Here is a 19,432-nt window from a genome sequence, read left to right as displayed (position 1 = left end):
GAACTTTAGCCGGTTCCATCCCAGGAGCTACCCCCCATCCTTATCCAGAACTCACGTTAATACAGGCTGAAGGGCGTACCCGTAACGCGGATCATTTCTCCAAGCGTTTTATTTTCACACCCGATGATGGAACCACAGGCGGGTGTCGGGTCATCCAGTTTTTGTTTTGCGTCAGACGGGGGCGGTGGCAGTTGCGGCGCAGTCGCACCACTCGCCGCAGTCGCACCACTCGCCGGCACTACGCCGTAATTGCAGTCGTAAGTGGACAAATGGGTCAGCGGCACCCGCCACACGGTCTTACCCGCCGCATACAGCGTTGCCAACTGTTGCCGTTCCGCATCGGTCACTCCCAGCGCCGCGCCGTTATCCGCCGCGCCGTTGCCGGTGGTATCCAGTTCCGCCAAGCCATTGGTAATGCGTAGAACCTTGATCACCCGCCCATCATTGGCCGGAATCCACGCGCTCTTGGCCGGATCGTAATAGCCGACCGGCACCGCAATCCCGACCGGCATGTTCAGGAAATTGTCCACATAAAATGGCACCGGCTGACTGAACAGCACATCCTTGCCGTCCTTCTTGATCACGCCCTCGTCGGTATTCAAGGCCACCGCATAGGTATAGGCGCTGGTCGGCGGCAACGGTCCCGGCATCGCCGCCGGGCCATTGGGACCCACGGTGTATTCAGTGGCGCGCAAGGTGAGACTCGTCACCGTCCGGGTACTGCCATCGGCGTTGTAGACCTGCGCCTGAGTGCCGGGCGGAATCAACACCGTCGCCTGCCGTGGCCCGCTGGTATCGCTCACCACGCTGCCGCGCGCCACCTGGAGGGTGCTGGCGGTCAGATTGATGGTGTTGACTTGTGGATCAGCGGTGAGCAGCACCACGTCCGGCGTGGGGGTGAAATCCTGCCACGGTGCATTGACTTGCCGCTGCGCGGGCAAATACCCGGCCCGTTGATAATTCACGGTCAATAGCCCGCCGCCGTTGACCGCCAGATCGAACCCGCCGTCGGCGCGGCTGAGGGTCTGGCCGAATTCGGGATGGTTGAGGACGGTCATCGTCACGCCCGATAGCGGCGCGTTGTTTTTATCCAGCACTTGGCCGCGAATCACTGCGCTGCGCACCGGGTTGATGGTGCCGGGGGCAACGCCGGTTTGAATCGGATTGCTGCCGGTGTAGAGAAAGTGGGTCGCGGCGTAATTCGTGGTGGCGACCGTCGGATTGATCGGCGGGGCGACGGTTTCGGGCGCGGGCGGCAGGGGCGGACCTACCGGCGCCGTGACCTGAATGGTGAACGACTGGGTGGCGTTACCGCCCTTGCCGTCGCGGACTTCGATCCCGACCGGTGCATCGCCCGCCGCGGTGGGCGTCCACGCGATCAAGCCGCTACTGGCATTGATGCTCATGCTCGCCGGGGCGGTGTTCAGGACATAAGTCAAGGTGTCGCCATCGGCATCGGTGGCGTTGACATCGTAGTTGTAGAGCTGGCCGACCGTGGCCTTGGTGACCGGGCTGGAGGTGATCTGCGGATTGTGGTTCGTGGGCGTGGGCGTGGTCACCGTCACCGTTGCGGTATCGGGAGCGCTGCTCACGAAGCTGTCGTTGACGATCAACTGTGCGATGTATTGACCGACGAGATCCGGCACGAACGTCGCTTGGACGCGGGTGGCGTTCTGCACCACCGCCTGACTCTGCGGCGGGCGAGTGGTTAACGCCCACTGGTAGGTCAAGGGATCGCCATCGGCATCGCGGGAATCGGCCCCGTTCAAAGTCACGGTCTGCCCGGTGACTGCCGCCTGATCCGGGCCGGCATCGGCGACCGGCTTGGAATTCTCGGTGCTGATCCGCACCGTATCAGGATTACTGGGGGTCTTGCCATCATTGACGATCAACTGCACCACATAATCGCCGACCTTATCCACCGTGAAACTCGGATTCACCGTGGTCGGATTCGCCAGCGTCGCCGCGCTGCCGACCGGTTGCGTGGTCAACGCCCATTGATAGCTCAGCGCATCGCCATCGGCATCGCCGGAGCCGGATCCCGTCAACCGCACGGTCGCGCCGACCGCCACGCTCTGATCCGGGCCGGCATTCGCCACCGGTTGCGTATTCGCGGTGGAAATCGTCACGCTGGCCGGGGCGCTGTCCACCGTCCCATCGTTGACGATCAGTTGCGCGGTGTAGGTTCCGGCCTTGTCGAGGGTCAGGGTTGGCTTCACCGTGGTCGGATTCGCCAGCGTCGCCGCGCTGCCGTCGGGTCGGGTGGGCAGCGTCCAGCGGTAGGTCAACAGGTTGCCATCCACATCGCTGGAGGCGCTGCCGTCCAGGGTCACGGTCGCGCCGACCGGCGCCCGTTGATCGGCACCGGCTTTGGCCAGTGGCGGGGTATTACTGGTGCTGATCGTCACCGTATCCGGGGCGCTGTCGGCTTGACCGTCGTTGACCACCAGGCGCGCCGCATAGGTGCCGGGTTTATCCAGCGTCAGGGTTGGATGGACTGTGGTCGAGGCGGCCAGCGTCGCCACACTGCCCGCCGGCACGGTCGGCAAGGTCCAGAGATAGCCCAGGGCGTCGCCATCGGGATCCGTCGAGGCGCTGCCGTCCAAGGTGACCGGGGTACCGACTCGGGCGCTCTGATCCGGCCCGGCGTTCGCCACCGGCGGCTTATTGCTGGCCGCCAGCATCCCGATGACCTGATGGGTGAAGGTGAATTGAACATTGCTGGAATTGCGGAAGCGCAGCGCGACATTGGTCACGGTGGCGCCCGGGGCCAGAATGCCGGTGGGCAAAGGGATAGCGACGTAGGGAAAGCCGCTGCTGGTGGTTCCGGTCGGATTGTCCAGCGTCACGCTGGCCGGCGTGATCGCGGTGAGGCGCAGTTCCAGCGGGGCCAGGATCGGGACGGTAGCCGAGGTGTTGGTCAGGGTGGCGACGGTATCGTAGGTCTGGGTGGTGCGGTTGAGGCGCAACCCGGAAAACGCCACTTTTACTTGAGTGGTCAGATCGGCGCTGACCGTTCCCCCGGAACTGGCCGATTCGGTGCGCAACACCCACCCGCTCAAAATCAACGCCAACAGCACCCACAAACCGACCCCCTTCACCGAAGAACGCATCAACGCCATGACCCATCGCTCCCAATAAAAATTTTAATTTACAATAAGTTATTTCTGATTCTTGAACATCCAGGGGTGTGGGGAACCCAACGCCCTCACCCCCGACCTCTCTCCCAGTGGGAGAGGTGAGCCGATCACCCTCGTCGCCGCCCGGCAACCCAGCCGAGGAGGCCCACACCGACTAACAGCGCGGTGGAGGGTAGCGGCACCGCCACCGGCTCCAGCGTCCAGGTGACGGGCGTGCCACCGGTACCGGCGTAATTGAAGAGGTAACGAGTGCCGCTGGGCGTACCGTTGATGTCCACTGCAAACAGCGCATCCGCGCCGAGCGGATCGCTGGTAGCAAACAGCGGTAACAGCGAAGCGTCCAGCAGGAAAAAGGAGAACGAATCTGGAGTTGACGATCCCGACGATGCAAGCTGCTCGGTCAGGTTCAGGGTGAAGCTCACCGTGTCGCCCAAGGTGAGTTCTTGCAGGAATTCGTTGAAGAAACCGCTATCGGTCAGGGTGACGGGGAACGGGCCGGGCGGGCTGGGATGGGTCACGGCAATACCGCCAGAGAAGCTGTTATTTCCGAGCGTTCCGCTAGTGTAAAAATTGCTGACGACGACGGTATTGTTGCCCGCCAGGCCATCGTTGCCGATGAAATCGAAGGCCAAACTCGCCGCTGTGCCGTTCAGAGCAGCGGTATTGAGGCTGAATTGGAGCGTGGTGGCGTGGGCGGGCGTGGGGCCGGCCCACAAAAAAGCCGCCAACGCGGCGGCGAAAACCGAACAGCGACCAAAATCCGCTACATTTTTGTTACAATGGGGGGGGTAAAAATCATTGGAGTCCTCGGCTATCGCTGCGTCTTGTCATTGGTCAGAAAATAAAGCATTAAACGAGCCAAAAATATATAAGGATTAGTGATCAATAGGATACCAAAAACAATCGGCCCAACGCTACCCGGTAGGTGTAAAATTTCCTGACTATGCAGAATAGTAACAATTAACCTATAAGATTTTTAACTTCAATAAGTTATAAAAAATATCGCTCTTCCCCGCGCCCCGAACCCGCCAAAATGCCCGGAAATCAGTGTAAAAAATCCTGACAAACCACAGCGGGGTCAGTACCCATCGGCCAGACCGGATGGCGGATCGCCATGCCCCAGAGCATTCATCGCGGGTTATTACGGTTCAAGATTTTCGCTTTCCGTCATTCCCGCGTTAGGCGGGAATCCAGTAAGCTGCTGAAAAGATTGGATACCCGCTTTCGCGGGTATGACGAATTTACGGGTTTAGCAAAAGTCCTGTTACGGTTCAGGACTTTTGCTTACGGTGATGCGGCACCGGCTTCCAGCCCGTGAACCGAACACGGGCAAGATGCCGGTGCTACCTCACTCAAATGATCGGGAATGGGTATGAGGATCATCCCGCCGCGTGAGTCCAGAGAAAATCCTCCCTTCAGCCAGCCTGAATGAGGGTCGCATACTGTTCACGCATCGCCTTTTTATTGAGCTTGCCGACGCTGGTTTTGGGAATCGCTTCAATGAACAACACCCGGTCGGGAATGCCCCATTTGGAGATAACGCCTTGGTCCGCAAAATTCTGGAGCCAGGCGCGGATCGCAGCTTCGTCCACCTCCCGCTCCGGGCGCAGCACCACCAGCGCCAATGGCCGCTCACCCCATTTCAGATCGGGGAGGCCGACGACTGCCGCTTCTGCCACCGCCGGATGTTTAAGAATAAGGTCTTCCAGTTCCAGCGACGAGATCCATTCGCCGCCAGTCTTGATCACGTCTTTTAGCCGGTCGGTGATCTTGAGATAGCCTTCTGCGTCGATCACGCCAATATCGCCGGTGTGCAGATAGCCGCCGCGCCATAAGGCTTCGGAATGGCGCGGGTCTTTCAAATAACCCTGGGTTAGCCACGGTGCGCGTACCACCACCTCACCGGGCGTTTTGCCATCGTGCGGCAAGTCGTTCATCGCATCGTCTACCACCCGCAATTCAACCATCGGCACCGGCAGCCCGGTCTTGCAACGAATTTCCAGTTGGCGGTCCTCGTCCCAGTCCAGCATGTGCGGCTTGAGTTGAGCGAAAGTCAGGATGGGGCAGGTTTCCGACATGCCATAAGCGGCGAAGATGTCTACGCCTCGGTCGCGAGCCTGTTTGGCCAGAGCTTGCGGTAGTGCTGCACCGCCGATGATGACTTTCCAGCGCGACAGATCGGTTTCATCAACCTGCGGACTGGACAGCAGCATTTGCAGGATAGTGGGTACGCAGTGGGAAAAGGTCACGTTTTCCCGTTCGATCAGGTGCAGCAAATGTTCCGGTATATAGCGGCCCGGATAGACCTGTTTCACGCCAAGTACGGTGGCAACATAAGGAATGCCCCAGGCGTGGACGTGAAACATCGGGGTAATCGGCAGATATACGTCGTCACGATTAAAGCGGCCTTGCCCGGTACCCATCAGCGCCGCCATCACCCCGAAGGTGTGCAGCACCAGTTGCCGGTGGCTGAAATACACCCCTTTGGGCAGGCCAGTAGTGCCGGTGGTGTAGAAGGTGGTGGCGCGGGCATCTTCGGAAAAGTCCGGGAATTTATAAGCAGGATCGCCGGCTGCCAGCAGGTCTTCATATTCGGTACTGATGTCGAGCCGGGTCGCCGGTGGCTGGCCGGTATCATCCAGCAGCACCAGCTTTTTGACCGGTTCAATCCGGTCGCGGATGATCTCCAAAATCGGCAGAAACTCGGTGTTGACCAGAATCACATCATCTTCGGCGTGATTGATGGTGTAGAGAATCTGCTCCGGCGACAGCCGGATGTTCACGGTATGTAGCACTGCGCCCAGCATGGGCACCGCGAAAAAGCATTCCAGATAGCGATGGCTGTCCCAGTCCATCACCGCCACCGTATCACCCGGTCTGACGCCGAGTCCCGCCAGACCGCTGGCCAGCCGGCCAATACGTTCGCGGGTCTCCTGATAGCTTTGGCGCTTGAAATCACCATAGACAATTTCCTGGTTGGGAAACTGGCGCACCGGGTTATCCAGCAGGTTTTTGATCAACAACGGATAGCCGTAAGCCGATGGAGTGCGTTCGATAGTTTTTATGGACATTGTTGTTGTACTCCTCGCAGGGCCGTGAGGGTGGGTGGATTTTCAACCGGCTTTACAGCGCATTGGGATCGACGCCCAGCGCCCGTAACCGCTCGGCCAACCGTTCGGCGCGCTGATGTTCGGACTCGGCGCGCTGCTCCAATTCGAGGAAGGTTTCAAAGCGCCGCCCATCAGGCCGATACAGCATCAGATCAATTCCCAACAGAGTGAAACGCACACTGAGGCGTGGGCTGATCCAGCCTTGCATCTGCTGCACGCTTTCCAACCGGCCATCCCGTCGGATCGAACCATCCAGTTCGCCTCGATCCGGGTCGTAGATGTAGTATTCCTCGACGCCATAGCGGTCGTAGAACTGAAATTTGCGGGTCATTTCGGCCAGGGTGTTGCCGGGCGATAGCACCTCAAATACCACTTGCGGGGCCAGGCCGTCTTCCTGCCATTGCCTATAGGAACCCCAGTCGCCCGGCGGTCGCCCAAACACCACCATCACATCGGGCGCGACCCGAATTGTGTTGTCGCCCTCCACCGGATACCACAGCAGATCACCGGCGACGAACACGTTGGGATCATGGGCGAACAGCGCGGCGATGCCGCCCTGAATCATCACGATATAGCGGAACTGTTTGGTGTTGTCGGCCATGGGCAAACCATCGCTGTCGGGATAGATAATCTCGGCGGGTGATACTGGATTCAGCTTCTGAATTGGCGCGACGGGAGGATTGAGGGTTGCGGTCGCATTCATGGCTAATCTCCGATGTTCAGTCTTTACCTGATTTGAGTGTAGCTGGATTCAACCTGCATACCGGACGATATAGCCTTTGATCTCAGCTACATCCGCGTCCATCACCTCAAAGCGTTGCGGCAACGCCTCGATATTTTCGTAACCGGCGGGACGCTCCGGCGGATGACCCAGCGCCTCAACAATAGATTCCTCGAATTTGGCCGGCAGCGCGGTTTCCAGACAGATTAGCGGCACGCCGTCCTCGCGGTATTCCAAGCCGACCTTCACCCCGTCGGCGGTGTGGGTGTCCATGACGATGCCGCTGCCGCTGTCCTGATAAACCCGGCGAATAGTGTCCATGCGGTCTTGATGGGTGCTGGTCCCGGAAACGAAACCGGATTCCTGGATCGCGTGGAACGCATCGCTGCCAGATAGATCGAAGAACCCTTGCGTGTCTACCTGCCGCCAGAGATCACGAACCACTGCCGGATCGCGTCCTACGGCATCGAAAATGAAGCGCTCGAAATTGGACGCCTTGGAAATATCCATCGAGGGGCTGCTGGTTTGCGCCACCTGATCGGTTGGACGCACCCGGTAGACGCCGGTGCGAAAGAATTCATCGAGCACGTTATTTTCGTTGGTCGCCAAAATCAGCCGGCGGATCGGCAGACCCATGCGTTTGGCGATGTAGCCGGCGCAGATGTTGCCAAAATTGCCGGACGGCACCGCAAATGACACTTCCTGAACGTCGCGGTCGGTCACCGCCAGCCAGCCTTTGAAGTAGTAGACGATTTGCGCCGCCACCCGCGCCCAGTTAATCGAATTGACGGTACCGATGGCATAACGGGCCTTGAAATCGGCGTCATGGCTGACTGCCTTGACCATATCCTGACAGTCGTCGAACACGCCGCGCACCGCGATGTTGAAAATGTTGGGGTCTTGCAGTGAGAACATCTGTGCAGTCTGAAACCGGCTCATCTTCTGGTGCGGCGACAGCATGAACACCCGGATGTTGCGCTTGCCGCGCATGGCGTATTCGGCGCTGGAGCCGGTGTCGCCGGAGGTCGCGCCAAAGATGTTGAGGTGGCCGCCGGTTTTAAGCAGCACGTACTCGAACAGGTTGCCCAGCAACTGCATGGCAATATCTTTGAACGCCAAGGTTGGGCCGTTCGACAGCCCTAGCAACCAAACGCCGTCAGCGAGCGGCGTGAGCGGGGTAATGGCTTCGCTGCGGAAAATTTCGGCGGTGTAGGTGTGATCAATCAGCGCCCGCAACTCATCAGCCGGCAGATCGTCGGCGAACCGGCGCAAAATGGCGAACGCCAGTTCCGGGTAGGACAAGCCGCGCCAACCGGATAATTCCCCGGGGGCCAACGTCGGGTAGGCGTCCGGGAGGGCCAAACCGCCGTCAGGGGCCAAGCCACCCAGCAAAATGTCGGAAAAGGGTGCGGGGGCCATGCCGCCCCGGGTGCTGATATAGCGCATGTTGGAGAGTCCTTGGGAAGCGTGAAAAGCCAGGAAGGGTTGCGGAAATGGCCGCTATTGTACTCTGCCCTATCCGCCAAAGACGCCGGCCCTGCAAGGGGCTTCTAAGCAGCCGACGGCGCGTCGTCGGATTGCGCCGGAAGCAGCCTTTGCGCGATTTCCCTGGCCCACGGATTGATTGTCCGTGGGCGGCTTCAGCCCGCCCGAAGGGCGCTCGGCCCGTGGTGCAAACCACCGGCTTCCAGCCGCCTTCTCTTCCAGTCGGCGGTTTAGCCCGCCGATAGTCAACCCACCAGCTTCTAGCTGGTGGTAATTGAGTGTCTTCTCCAAAATTGATCGACATGGATGGGTGGTAGCCCGCCCGTTCTCGCGGGTAGCTGCAATATCTATTTTAGCTCAAGCCGCTGCGGGAGGGTTGGAGGTTCGGGCTAATTTCTTTCCAGGTCTTTCGTTCCATCCGTGCGCCCTGAGCGTGTCGAAGGGCCTTCATCGATGAAAATGAGGTTTGACCGGCTCACTCTGAACGGTTTTTTTAACCGGAAGCGAAAGTCCTGACTATAAATCCTAGCCTTTCGCCTTCGCCATTTCCGCCATGATCAGATGCGTCCAAGCCCCGGAGCCGGGCAAATTCTGGCCACCGTCGGCGACCACCAATGTACCGGTGATGTAGGACGCCAGCGGCGAGGCCAGAAACACGCTTAACTGCCCAATATCGTCCGGGGTGCCGAACCGCCCCAGCGGGATCATCTTCTTCAGCTTATCGGCGCTGCCTTCCGGCACCAGCCGGCGCACCCCCTCGGTGCCCTCAATCGGGCCGGGGGCGATGCTGTTACAGCGGATGCCGAATCGTCCCCATTCCAGCGCCAGATTGCGCATCATCTGATCAATGCCGGCCTTGGCCGCGCCGACGTGGGCCTGGAAGGCATAAGGCATGAACGCCTGTCCCGCCGAGATGAACAGGATGTTGCCACCGGTCTCCTTCAGTTGTTCAAACGCGGCCCGGCAAGCGTGAAAAGTACCCATCAGGTCAATATCAATCACCGACTTGAAGCCGTTGGGGCTGATCTGTTCGGCGGGACAGGGGAAATTACCGGCTGCGCCGCAGACCAGGGTATGAATCGGCCCCAACTCTTCTTTTAGCCGCTGCATGGCGCGGTCCAGCGCCGCGTAATCACGCACATCCGCCGAATGCGCCGACACCCGCGCACCGAGTTCGCGCAGTTCCGCCGAAGCGGCGTCCAGCTTATCCTGCGCCCGGCCACAAATGCCCAGATTCGCCCCGACCGCCGCAAAGTTGCGGGCGATGCCCAAATTGATGCCGCTGCTGCCACCGGTGATGAACACGGTTTTGCCCTGAAACAGGTCTTTGGAGAAGTAAGAGGTGATATTCATGGCATTACCTTTTGGTAGAAGTGTGGTAAACCGCTCAAGCCTAAGCAAAATCAGGCCGACATACCTAGCACGGTTTGGCTAACTTGACCGTTGCGCCACTCTTGTCAAGAATCCGTTGCCTGCATAACCTTGGAGTTCATCATGGCCGATTGCGATCTGCTGATCATTGGCGCCGGCATCAGTGGCCTGAGTATGGCCCATTACGCCGCCAGCGCCGGGCTGAAAACGCGGGTGCTGGAAAGCGAACAGCGGGCGGGCGGTTGCCTGCACTCACACCATTTCGGCGGAGCGCTGGACGACTTCTGGCTGGAACTGGGCGCGCACAGCAGCTTCAACTCCTATGGCAATCTGCTGGCGATTCTGGAACGTCTCCAACTGCTGAACCGGTTGCAACGCCGGGCCAGGGTCGGGTTTCGTCTGTTCGCTGATGGCAAGGTCCGTAGTATTCCCTCACAACTGTATTTTCCAGAATTGCTGCTGGCGCCCTTCCGCTTCATTGGAGCGAAAAAGGCTGGGCGCAGCGTCGCTGACTATTTCGGGCCTATCGTTGGCTCGCGCAATTATGCGGCGGTATTCGAACCGGCGTTCAGCGCGGTGATTTGCCAACCGGCTGGCGATTTCCCCGCCGATGGCCTGTTCCGATCCCGTCCCCGACGCAAGGACATCCCGCGCAGTTTCACTCTGTCCGGCGGCTTACAGACCATCGCCGACAGCCTGAGCCAGCAGCCGGGTATCGTGGTCGAACTCGGCCAAACCGTGCGGGAAATTCGGCGTACCAGCAAGGATTTTACTGTTCATACCGACGGTGGCGAATACACGGCCCGCGCTCTTTGCCTGGCTACGCCGGTCGCAGTCGCCGCCGAATTGCTGCGGGCGGAATTTCCAAATCTCGCTGATTCACTGGTGCGGATTCAAACTGCAAGGGTAGAGACGGTTGGGGTCGCGGCGCCCGCCGAAGCGTTAAAACTGCCGCCGCTGGCCGGCTTGATCGGACGGAATGAAGCGTTTTATTCGGCGGTGTCGCGTGACACTGTGCCGGACCCTGCGTATCGCGGCTTCACCTTTCATTTCCGGCCCGGCGTGCTGGATGAAGCTGGGAAATGGGCGCGAATAGGCGCGGTGCTGGGGTTGCCGCGCCCGGCGTTCAGCCCGGAGCATACGGTGATGAAGATGAACCAGTTGCCGGCGTTGCGGGTGGGTCATCACGCTGTCATCCGCGCCGTGGATCATGCGCTGGCCGGGAACCGCCTGGCGCTGACCGGCAATTATTTTACCGGCGTGGCTATCGAGGATTGCGTCACTCGCTCACTGGACGAATTTGCCCGGTTGCAGCGGGAAGGTGGGTGAGAACCGCGAAAGGATGCCGACCGCTGGAATCCCGGCGGTCGGCGTTGTTGGTTTGCGAGGCGGATTAGAAGTTAGGGGTGAGGGTGGTGGTCTCTCCAGTCGAGGCAGACATGTTGTCACCCGCTGACCAGATTTCGTCGTTGATCAGGAACTTGAACGCAACCATGCCTTCAGCGATTTGCGTCGTGGTCCATACCCATACGTCGCTACCGACATTGTCCATCAGGATCCCGGCATCCCAACTGAGGCTAGCGCCCTCGCCACGGATATAGAGACTGTTGCCATGTCCGACATCGTATTTGGCGACGACAATGGTGACTGGCGCACCAGACTTGGCGGTTGTCGCTTTGCCGGCTTTGGACAGAGCAGCAGATTTTGCGGCGGGCGCGGCCGGCTTTGTGGGCGCTTTGGCAGCGGCGGGAGCCGAAGCGGGTGTGGGCTTTTCCACAGCCTTGGCAGCAGGAGCAGCAGGTGTTGGCGCTGGCTTTTCAACGACCTTGGCAACGGGAGCAGCAGGTGTTGGCGCTGGCTTTTCAACGGCCTTGGCAGCGGGAGCGGGCGTTGGCGCTGGCTTTTCAACAGCCTTGGCAGCGGGAGCGGGCGTTGGCGCTGGCTTTTCAACGGCTTTGGCAGCGGGAACTGGAGCAGGAGCGGGCGGTGCGGGTGGTATAACCGGTGCTGGAACGACCTTGGTCTCAGCGGGTTTGGTGACAGCTTCAGCGACAGGTTTAGCGGCGACCGCTGGCTTGGCAGGTTCAGCAGCGGGCTTTAGCGCCAATGGCTCAGTGGTAGGTTTATCCGCCTTGGCGGCGGGCTTGGAGTCCTGCTTGACCGAGGGTTTGGTCGGCTGCTCTTTTTTCTTTGACATGAATCAATCCTCTGAATCGCTCGATGAATTGCCGGGTAAGGTCTGCACTACGCCATCACCGGTACGTTTTGAGTCTAACCCAAGCTTGAAGCGCTCTCCAAGCCAGGAACAGCGTGAATCGCTTTCACCTCAAATAAATTTAGCCGCTGTATGCCCATGTTTCGACATTCCTATCCCTTTGATCCTACTTATAGCCATGATCTCGCTGCTCTGCTGAGTATCGCCGCGCCGGCGGAACCTGCAGATTTCGCTCCGTTCTGGCGCGATTTGTACTCCCGCGCCCGATCAGTGCCGGTTGCGCCCACCTTGCAGGAGATATCCAGTCCACAGCCACGAATCCGAGTATTCGAGGTGGAATTTACTTCGCTCAATGGGGTTCGGATCGGGGGCTGGTTAACCCGGCCTCGCGCCGATCCGGTCGAGCGCGGGGTGGTGGTAAGCCACGGTTACGGCGGGCGGGATGAACCGGATTTTCATTTGCCGTTCAAGCGGGCGGCGCTGATTTTTCCCTGCGCCCGTGGTATCTCCCGCAGCGCTCGCGCCGATGTTCCCAGCGACCCCTATGCGCATGTGCTGCACGGGATCCAGCGGCCCGAAAGCTATGTTCACGGCGGCTGCGCCGCTGATACGGTGTGGTGCGCGGCCTCGGCGTTGCTGGAACTGTTCCCGATGGCCGCACGGCGCTTGGATTATCTGGGCATCAGTTTCGGGGGCGGTATCGGGGCGCTGGCCCTGCCGTGGGACCAGCGCTTTCATCGCGCCCATCTGAATGTGCCCAGTTTCGGCCATCATCCGTTGCGACTGTCCTTGCCATGCGTGGGCAGCGGCGAAGCGGTGCGCAGCTATCAGCGTCAAACCGGGCGGGCGCTGGATACGCTGCGTTATTTCGATGCTGCGGTAGCGGCGCGGTATTTACAGCTTCCCCTGCATATTGCCGCTGCCCGTTTCGATCCGGCGGTGCCGCCCCCCGGCCAGTTCGCGATCTACAACGCGATGGCCGGTTCCAAGCAACTGTTCGTGTTGCAAGCCGGCCATTTTGATCACGCGGGAACTGCTGCCGAAAATGCGCGACTGCTGGATGCGCTGGGGTATTTCTTCAACCATGATTGAAATGCCGGCTCTGTCATAACCCTGTCACCTCTATGCGTTAAATTTCAAACAATTCAGTTGGTTGAAAGGGCTATGCGCAGATGAATCGAGAATATCACAAGTGATATAGCCACCGGCTCGACCGTGATATGGAATTGCTGATCTTCGGCCATGGCGGGGCCAAGGTGCTGGTGTTTCCAACCCGCTGCGGCCGTTTTCACGAATATGAGGACGTGGGGATGGTCGGGGCGCTGCGCCATAAAATCGAGCAGGGCCAGTTGCAACTATATTGCGTGGATAGCGTTGATCAGGAAAGTTTCTACTGCTTTTGGTCCCGCCCCTGGGACCGGATTCACCGGCACCTGCGCTACGAGGACTATCTGCTCAACGAAGTGTTGCCGCTGATGTGGATGAAAAATTCCAACCCCTGCGTCATTTCGCACGGCTGTAGTTTCGGGGCGTTTCATGCGGTCAACTTCGCCTTCCGCCATCCACATGCGTTCCGCAAGGTGGTGGCGCTGAGCGGTCGCTATGATTTAACTCTATCGGTCGAAAGCTTCCGCAATTTGCTGGACGGTCATTATGACGAGCACGTTTATTTCAATACGCCCAGTCATTTCGTGCCCAATCTGGCGGATCCACAGGTTCTGGATCATTTGCGGCGGCTGGAAATCGTGCTGGCGGTGGGCGACCACGACCCGTTTCTGGACAACAACCGGCATCTCAGCGAGTCGCTGTGGCACAAAGGGGTCTGGCATTCGATGCACGTTTGGCAGGGGCGGGCGCATAACCCGAAATATTGGCGGAAAATGGTGGAATTGTATGTTTAGACTCGTCTCCACCCTCTGTCCATTTTTGCTGGTGGTCAAAACATGGGCTGATTTAGGCAGCCACGGCGGTGGGCTGAATAGTGACCGCCCGATCCAGCCAGTTCAGCAGGTGATCAGCCACGTTGCGCCAGCTCATCTCCAGCATCATGGCGTGGGCCATGTCCGGGAAGATGCGAACGTCAGCTTGGTACCAGCGAGCGGTTTCCTCGACCAGCGCCGGCGATACAAACACATCGTTGCGTGCGCCTAGCGCCAGAATCGGCATCCGTAACGACTCCGGCTTCAGCCGCAGCGGATTCAGCCCCATCATGTCCAGCGACACCGCCTGCGATTCTGCCTGCACATAGCTAAAGTATTTGCGAAGTCGGCTCTCCGGCAAATCCCTGGAAAACAGGAGTCGCTGCATCATCTCTGGAGTGCCAAAGCTGGGGCCGAGCAGTGAAAACAGGGCCATTTGCTGGAACAGGAACGGATGCCGCATCGCCATGTGCAGCGTGGTCGGCAGCAGTCCCTGCGGCGGCACCGAAGCCATCAATACCAGTCCAGCCGCGTTGGGATGCGTTTCCAGGTATTTCTGAATCACCATGCCGCCCATCGAATGGCCGATCAAGACCGGTGGGTTGGATAGAGTTGCAGCGGCTTTTTCCAGATCAGCGACATAATCGGCCAACCGCCAGGTGTGCAACCGTTCGTGCCCTTCGCTGAGACCGTGGCCGCGCAGACTGAAGGCATGGGCTTCGTAGCCGTGCTGGGCGAAGTAGGGCAGAAAGTTGTCATCCCAGATGCGGGCGTCGGAGAATGATCCGTGGACAAACAGCAGGGGCGTCGATTGGGGTGCCGTGTCGGGATAGCGGCTGATCATGTCTAATTTCATAATAAAAAGTCCTTGCGGCTGGGAAAATGGTTCGTCATGAGTCAATTGAGTTGTGGAATTCGTCGTAGCACGGACTTCCAGCCAGTCGACTTATCACGGGCAAGAGGCCGGTGCGACCTCCACAACCGGTCCAGGATTGCCATAGATTAGTGAGTTGGAAAAGCTTTGGCGATCTGGCCTATCCTACGATTCGTCGCTATCACAGGAAAATTTACAGAAGGAAGATGTCGGTATGCCAGAGATTTTAGTGGGCGCTGCTAGACGATAAGGACATAAAAAACCCGCTTAATCGCGGGTTTGGAGGCTTCGTTAGACAACCTTTGATGCTGAAATGGAGGCTAGGGTCGGGATCGAACCGGCGTCCACGGCTTTGCAGGCCGCTGCATGACCACTCTGCCACCTAGCCCTGATGGGAAATTCCGACGAGCAAACCGCCGAAAATGTAAAAAAGCCTCGAAAGATCGAGGCTTGGGAATTTGGAGCGGGAAACGAGACTCGAACTCGCGACCCCAACCTTGGCAAGGTTGTGCTCTACCAACTGAGCTATTCCCGCTGCGTGAAGGTTGGTAAGTCTAGCGTAAAAAAATACGTCGTCAAGCCTTTCAACCCTTTTTGACACCCCGGAGTACCGGCCATGCTGCCAACAGGTAATGCAGCATGGACCACAGGGTCAGCGCTACGGCAATCAGCAGCAAGCCCATCCCGACTTCCAGGGTTGGAAATGCCCCAATCGGTTCGCGGTACAACAGTAGCAACACCGCAGCCATCTGGGCGGTCGTTTTGAACTTGCCCACACTGGATACCGCCACCCGTCCGTGATCGCCGATGTGCGCCATCCACTCGCGCAGTGCCGAAATGGCAATTTCACGGCCGATGATGACCACCGCCGCCGCCGCCATCAATGGAGTAGAAATCGCCTGCACCAGCAATACCAACGCGGCAGCGACCATCAGTTTATCGGCGACGGGATCCAGAAATGCGCCGAAGGCCGAGGTCTGCCCGAGCCGCCGCGCCAGATAGCCGTCCAGCCAGTCGGTGAGCGCCGCTAGTCCGAACAGCGCAGTGCAAAACAGATTGGCGCCGGGGAACGGCAGGAAGAACACCCCCACGAACACCGGGATCAGTGCGATGCGCAGCAGGGTCAACACCGTGGGCAGGTTCAGTTGCATCATTCGACCGGCGCTCAGCTTTCGCCATGAAAGGCGTCATAAATCCGTTGCGCCAGATCGGCGTTGATACCGTCCACGCCGGCAAGGTCTTCAACGCCGGCCCGTGCCAGTTGTTTAACGCCGCCGAATTGTCTGAGCAGCGCCTGCCGACGTTTGGAACCGATACCGGGAATGTGTTCGAGGGCGGAGGTGACTCGGGCTTTGGCCCGACGCTGGCGGTGACCAGTGATGGCGAAGCGATGCGCTTCGTCGCGGATTTGTTGCACCAAATGCAGTGCGGACGAATCAGCAGGCAGTATAATCGGGCAGTTTTTCCCGGACAAATAAAGTGTCTCCAGCCCAGGTTTACGTTCTGGCCCCTTGGCGATGCCGACCGCCGTTACCCCCATCACTTGTAATTCTTCCAACATCGCGCACGCCTGGGTCAACTGTCCCTTGCCGCCATCGATGAACAGGATGTCGGGCAGACGACCTTCCTCCTCCCGCAGCCGGACATAGCGCCGGTGTAGCGCCTGCTGCAAGGCGGCGTAGTCGTCACCTGGCACGATGCCCTCAATATTGTAGCGGCGGTAGTCGGCCTTCATCGCTCCCTCCACGCCGAACACCACGCAAGCTGCGACGGTGGCTTCGCCCCCGGTATGACTGATATCAAAGCATTCCAGCCGGGTCAGCTCGAATTCCAGCCCTAGCGCGTCCCGCAGCGCCTCCAACCGCTGGCGCATCCCTGCCTGGCTGGACAGGTGTGCAGTCAGTGCGTGTTCGGCATTGCGCCGCGCCAGATCCAGCCAGCGAGCGCGTTCGCCACGGGGATGGGCGCTGATGGTCACCCGCCGACCGTTACGCTCCTGGAAGGCTTGAGACAACAACGCGGCATCGGCGGGTTCAGGGCTAACCAGCAGTTTGGCCGGAATCTCCTTGTCGAGATAGTACTGGGCCAGAAACGCGCCCAGCACCGCGCCAGCATCCACCTCTTCGGGCAGGCGGGGGAAGAAGGCTTTGTTACCAAGCAGCCGCCCACCCCGGAACACGAAGACTTGGATGCAGGCCGCCCCACCCCGTGCGGCGCACGCCACCCCATCGAGATCGCCGCTTTCCCCCTCGACATGCTGGCGCTGCTGAATCTGTCGCAGATCGACGATCTGATCGCGGCAAACCGCCGCCGCCTCGAAATCCAGTTCTGTCGCTGCGGCTTCCATGCGTCGCGCCAAATCCTCGATCACTTGCCCGCTCCGGCCTTCCAGAAACAACAGAGCGTCGTGCAATTGATGCTGATAGCTTTCGCGGTCAACCAGGCCGACGCAGGGTGCGGTGCAACGCTTGATCTGATATTGCAGGCAGGGTCGGCTGCGTGCACGGAAAAAGCTGTCCTCGCATGAGCGCAATCGAAATATTTTCTGGAGCAGATTCAGGGTATCGCGGACCGCGTTGGCGTTGGGGTAAGGTCCGAAGTAGCGCCCCGGTATTTGCCTGGCGCCGCGATGCAGCGCCAGGCGGGGAAAAGCGCCGCTGGAGACATGGATGTAGGGATAACCCTTGTCGTCGCGCAGCAGAATGTTGTAGCGCGGCTGAAGTTGCTTAATCAGCGTGCTTTCCAGAATCAGCGCCTCAGCTTCGGTATGGGTGACGGTGACTTCAATGGCGCGGATGTGGGCAACCAGGCTGAGCGTCTTGGCGGAGGTCTGGGTTTCCCGGAAATAGCTGGAAACCCGCTGCCGCAGGTTGCGAGCCTTGCCGACGTAGAGCGCCTGACTGCGCTCATCCAGCATCCGATAGACGCCAGGCAGCGTGGTCAGGGTCTTGAGGTAGGCTTTAGGGTCGAAAGCAGTCGCCATGCATCCACCGGTTCAATCAAGGCAGTTTACGGTTGTAGCCGCAACGCGGTGTCCACACCAGAAGCGTCGGTGGCAGTCGTCGGATTCAGTTCATTGTTCCCAATCGTTTAGCCGTTATCGCGGCGAATATCATACTTCTCCATCAACCGGTATAGGGTCATGCGCGACACGTTCAGTTCCTGGGAGGCGCGAGCGATATTGAAGCGGGTGCGCAACAGCGTCGCCTGAATCGTCTCCCGATCCGCCGCCATTCGCGCCTCGTCCAGCGTCACGAAGCCCCGGCCCAGCGAGCGCCGTTCCAGCTCCAGATCGCCAGGCGCAATGTAAGGCCCTTCGCTTAACAGTACCGCCCGTCGTGTCCGGTTCATCAGTTCCCGGATATTGCCCGGCCAGTCATAACGATTGATGACTTCCAGCGCGTCCCGACTGAACCCTTTGGCGACTGTTTTGACCTCAGCGGCAAATTTGTTGAAAAAGTGCCGGGCCAGCAGTTCTACATCACCCCGGCGCTCGCGCAGCGGAGGCACCCGCAAGTGCAGGACGTTCAGACGGTAGAACAAATCTTCGCGGAAGCGGCCATCGCGCACCGCCTGTTCCAGATTGGTGTTAGTGGCGGTGATCACTCGAACATTGGTGGGAATCGGCTTGGCGCCACCCAGCCGCCGGATTTTTTTCTCCTCCAGAAACCGCAGCAGTTGAACCTGCAATTCCTGCGCGAGATCGCCGATTTCATCCAGGAACAGGGTGCCACCGGTCGCCGCCTCGATCTGACCAATATGGCGTTCGCTGGCGCCCGCGAACGCTCCCTTTTCATGACCAAACAACTCCGATTGAAGAAGATTGACCGGCATCGCTGCGCAACTGACCGTCACAAAAGGCGCTGCCGCCCGGCTTGAATGTTCGTGAATGGTTCGGGCCGATTGTTCCTTGCCGGTTCCCACCTCGCCGGTGATCAGGATCGGCACATCGACCTCAGCCGCTTTTTGAATGCCCCGAAACAAAGTCTGCATAACTGGACTGTTGCCGATCTGGCCGAACTGGGTATCGGATTCGTGCTGTTGGCGCAGGTGGGTCTCGTCCAACTCAGCCATGCCATAGGCGTGCCCCAGGGTAACGGTCAGGCGCTGGGCGTCAATCGGCAGCGTCTGGTAGTCATAGCAGCGCTCGGCAATGAGGTTGGAGAGCGTTTTGCGCTCCACGCAGGGACGCGGCAGCGCGATGACCCACTGCATTTTTCGGCGAGCCTGGACCAGGTCGATGATCCACTGGAACGATCGTTCCGGCTCACAGCTAAATAGCAGGATTAAGCCGACGCGGAAGGTCTGTTCCGTTAACAGACCCCGCGCCTCGCCTGAATCCTGGGCTTGGGAGACTTCCCAATCTGCCGCAGAAATTTTCTGGATGAGTTCGTCTTCAACGGCAGCCGTGCTTAGAATGAGGAGTTTGCGCATTACCTTGTACCCGCAGCCAATGGAGCTATTTGCCCAGATCGAACCCGCATCATTGCGGATCCAGGCTTTATCTTTGAATCGGTTTCGGGAATCCAAGAAAAACACTGGTGAGATCAGCCAATGTTGATGATGAATTCTGTTACCCATTGTCGATTTATAGTAT

General features: G+C 59.2%; 15 protein-coding genes and 2 tRNA genes. 4 read left to right on the top strand and 13 right to left on the bottom strand.

Going from position 1 to position 19,432, the window contains the following annotated elements:
- Nucleotides 1-56: 56 nt before the first annotated feature.
- From BN874_RS22295 to BN874_RS06765, 6 genes are all read right to left on the bottom strand, one after another.
- The gene (locus tag BN874_RS22295; RefSeq protein ID WP_051497524.1) at nt 57-3,122 is read right to left on the bottom strand and encodes a PKD domain-containing protein; all 3,066 of its coding nucleotides are present in this window, start codon (nt 3,120-3,122) and stop codon (nt 57-59) included.
- A gap of 125 nt (nt 3,123-3,247) precedes the next feature.
- Complete coding sequence (locus BN874_RS06785; RefSeq protein ID WP_034431669.1) at nt 3,248-3,868, bottom strand: NF038129 family PEP-CTERM protein; 621 nt, start codon at nt 3,866-3,868, stop codon at nt 3,248-3,250.
- 687 nt (nt 3,869-4,555) lie between these two features.
- Nucleotides 4,556-6,211 (bottom strand): fatty acid--CoA ligase, encoded by a 1,656-nt coding sequence (locus BN874_RS06780; protein ID WP_034431668.1) that lies wholly within the window; start codon nt 6,209-6,211, stop codon nt 4,556-4,558.
- Between the two features lie 52 nt (nt 6,212-6,263).
- Nucleotides 6,264-6,953 (bottom strand): Uma2 family endonuclease, encoded by a 690-nt coding sequence (locus tag BN874_RS06775; protein ID WP_081756202.1) that lies wholly within the window; start codon nt 6,951-6,953, stop codon nt 6,264-6,266.
- Nucleotides 6,954-7,001: 48 nt separating this feature from the next.
- Nucleotides 7,002-8,417 (bottom strand): threonine synthase, encoded by a 1,416-nt coding sequence (thrC, locus tag BN874_RS06770; protein WP_034431667.1) that lies wholly within the window; start codon nt 8,415-8,417, stop codon nt 7,002-7,004.
- A gap of 564 nt (nt 8,418-8,981) precedes the next feature.
- Entirely contained in the window at nt 8,982-9,809 is an 828-nt protein-coding gene (locus BN874_RS06765; protein WP_034431666.1) for an SDR family oxidoreductase, read from the bottom strand.
- 141 nt (nt 9,810-9,950) lie between these two features.
- Here BN874_RS06765 and BN874_RS06760 point away from each other — a divergent pair, with 141 nt between their 5' ends.
- Nucleotides 9,951-11,156 (top strand): protoporphyrinogen/coproporphyrinogen oxidase, encoded by a 1,206-nt coding sequence (locus tag BN874_RS06760; RefSeq protein WP_034431665.1) that lies wholly within the window; start codon nt 9,951-9,953, stop codon nt 11,154-11,156.
- 64 nt (nt 11,157-11,220) lie between these two features.
- Here the strand turns inward: BN874_RS06760 and BN874_RS06755 are convergent, their stop codons facing one another.
- Nucleotides 11,221-11,604 carry a hypothetical protein gene (locus BN874_RS06755; RefSeq protein WP_051497523.1) on the bottom strand — a complete coding sequence of 128 codons (384 nt, stop codon included), beginning with the start codon at nt 11,602-11,604 and terminating at the stop codon, nt 11,221-11,223.
- Between BN874_RS06755 and BN874_RS22290 the strand changes: the two genes are divergently transcribed.
- The 3 genes from BN874_RS22290 (at nt 11,589) to BN874_RS06740 (ending at nt 13,943) form a co-directional block, all read left to right on the top strand.
- Nucleotides 11,589-11,828 carry a hypothetical protein gene (locus BN874_RS22290; RefSeq protein WP_154724783.1) on the top strand — a complete coding sequence of 80 codons (240 nt, stop codon included), beginning with the start codon at nt 11,589-11,591 and terminating at the stop codon, nt 11,826-11,828. The genes BN874_RS06755 and BN874_RS22290 overlap by 16 nt on opposite strands.
- Before the next feature lie 352 nt (nt 11,829-12,180).
- Nucleotides 12,181-13,134 carry an acetylxylan esterase gene (locus BN874_RS06745; RefSeq protein ID WP_230314354.1) on the top strand — a complete coding sequence of 318 codons (954 nt, stop codon included), beginning with the start codon at nt 12,181-12,183 and terminating at the stop codon, nt 13,132-13,134.
- Nucleotides 13,135-13,262: 128 nt separating this feature from the next.
- Entirely contained in the window at nt 13,263-13,943 is a 681-nt protein-coding gene (locus tag BN874_RS06740) for an esterase family protein (protein WP_051497521.1), read from the top strand.
- Between the two features lie 52 nt (nt 13,944-13,995).
- Here BN874_RS06740 and BN874_RS06735 read toward each other — a convergent pair whose 3' ends face one another.
- The 6 genes from BN874_RS06735 to BN874_RS06710 form a co-directional block, all read right to left on the bottom strand.
- The gene (locus BN874_RS06735; protein WP_034431662.1) at nt 13,996-14,817 is read right to left on the bottom strand and encodes an alpha/beta hydrolase; all 822 of its coding nucleotides are present in this window, start codon (nt 14,815-14,817) and stop codon (nt 13,996-13,998) included.
- 332 nt (nt 14,818-15,149) lie between these two features.
- Nucleotides 15,150-15,223: transfer RNA gene (locus BN874_RS06730), tRNA-Cys, on the bottom strand.
- 71 nt (nt 15,224-15,294) lie between these two features.
- A tRNA-Gly gene (locus tag BN874_RS06725) sits at nt 15,295-15,370 on the bottom strand.
- Nucleotides 15,371-15,419: 49 nt separating this feature from the next.
- Nucleotides 15,420-15,980: a CDP-diacylglycerol--glycerol-3-phosphate 3-phosphatidyltransferase gene (pgsA, locus tag BN874_RS06720; protein WP_230314355.1), complete on the bottom strand. Its 561-nt coding sequence runs from the start codon at nt 15,978-15,980 to the stop codon at nt 15,420-15,422.
- Nucleotides 15,981-16,000: 20 nt separating this feature from the next.
- On the bottom strand, nt 16,001-17,818 hold the full coding sequence (gene uvrC, locus BN874_RS06715; RefSeq protein WP_034431660.1) for an excinuclease ABC subunit UvrC: 1,818 nt from the start codon (nt 17,816-17,818) through the stop codon (nt 16,001-16,003).
- Nucleotides 17,819-17,925: 107 nt separating this feature from the next.
- On the bottom strand, nt 17,926-19,269 hold the full coding sequence (locus tag BN874_RS06710) for a sigma-54 dependent transcriptional regulator (protein ID WP_195912122.1): 1,344 nt from the start codon (nt 19,267-19,269) through the stop codon (nt 17,926-17,928).
- Between the last annotated feature and the right edge of the window lie 163 nt (nt 19,270-19,432).

The sequence above is a fragment of the Candidatus Contendobacter odensis Run_B_J11 genome (assembly GCF_000531125.1).
GTDB lineage: Bacteria > Pseudomonadota > Gammaproteobacteria > Competibacterales > Competibacteraceae > Contendibacter > Contendibacter odensensis.
Note: the sequence above shows the minus strand (reverse complement) of the source record. Positions and strands in the feature narration are given on the sequence as shown.

Bases quoted from the DNA above. Each gene is read 5' to 3' on its own strand.
- BN874_RS22295 (WP_051497524.1), bottom strand. From the start codon at position 3,122: ATGGCGTTGATGCGTTCTTCGGTGAAGGGGGTCGGTTTGTGGGTGCTG.
- BN874_RS06745 (WP_230314354.1), top strand. From the start codon at position 12,181: ATGTTTCGACATTCCTATCCCTTTGATCCTACTTATAGCCATGATCTC.
- thrC (WP_034431667.1), bottom strand. From the start codon at position 8,417: ATGCGCTATATCAGCACCCGGGGCGGCATGGCCCCCGCACCCTTTTCC.
- BN874_RS06735 (WP_034431662.1), bottom strand. From the start codon at position 14,817: ATGAAATTAGACATGATCAGCCGCTATCCCGACACGGCACCCCAATCG.
- BN874_RS06760 (WP_034431665.1), top strand. From the start codon at position 9,951: ATGGCCGATTGCGATCTGCTGATCATTGGCGCCGGCATCAGTGGCCTG.
- BN874_RS06710 (WP_195912122.1), bottom strand. From the start codon at position 19,269: ATGCGCAAACTCCTCATTCTAAGCACGGCTGCCGTTGAAGACGAACTC.
- BN874_RS06765 (WP_034431666.1), bottom strand. From the start codon at position 9,809: ATGAATATCACCTCTTACTTCTCCAAAGACCTGTTTCAGGGCAAAACC.
- BN874_RS06740 (WP_051497521.1), top strand. From the start codon at position 13,263: ATGGAATTGCTGATCTTCGGCCATGGCGGGGCCAAGGTGCTGGTGTTT.
- BN874_RS06780 (WP_034431668.1), bottom strand. From the start codon at position 6,211: ATGTCCATAAAAACTATCGAACGCACTCCATCGGCTTACGGCTATCCG.
- uvrC (WP_034431660.1), bottom strand. From the start codon at position 17,818: ATGGCGACTGCTTTCGACCCTAAAGCCTACCTCAAGACCCTGACCACG.
- BN874_RS06775 (WP_081756202.1), bottom strand. From the start codon at position 6,953: ATGAATGCGACCGCAACCCTCAATCCTCCCGTCGCGCCAATTCAGAAG.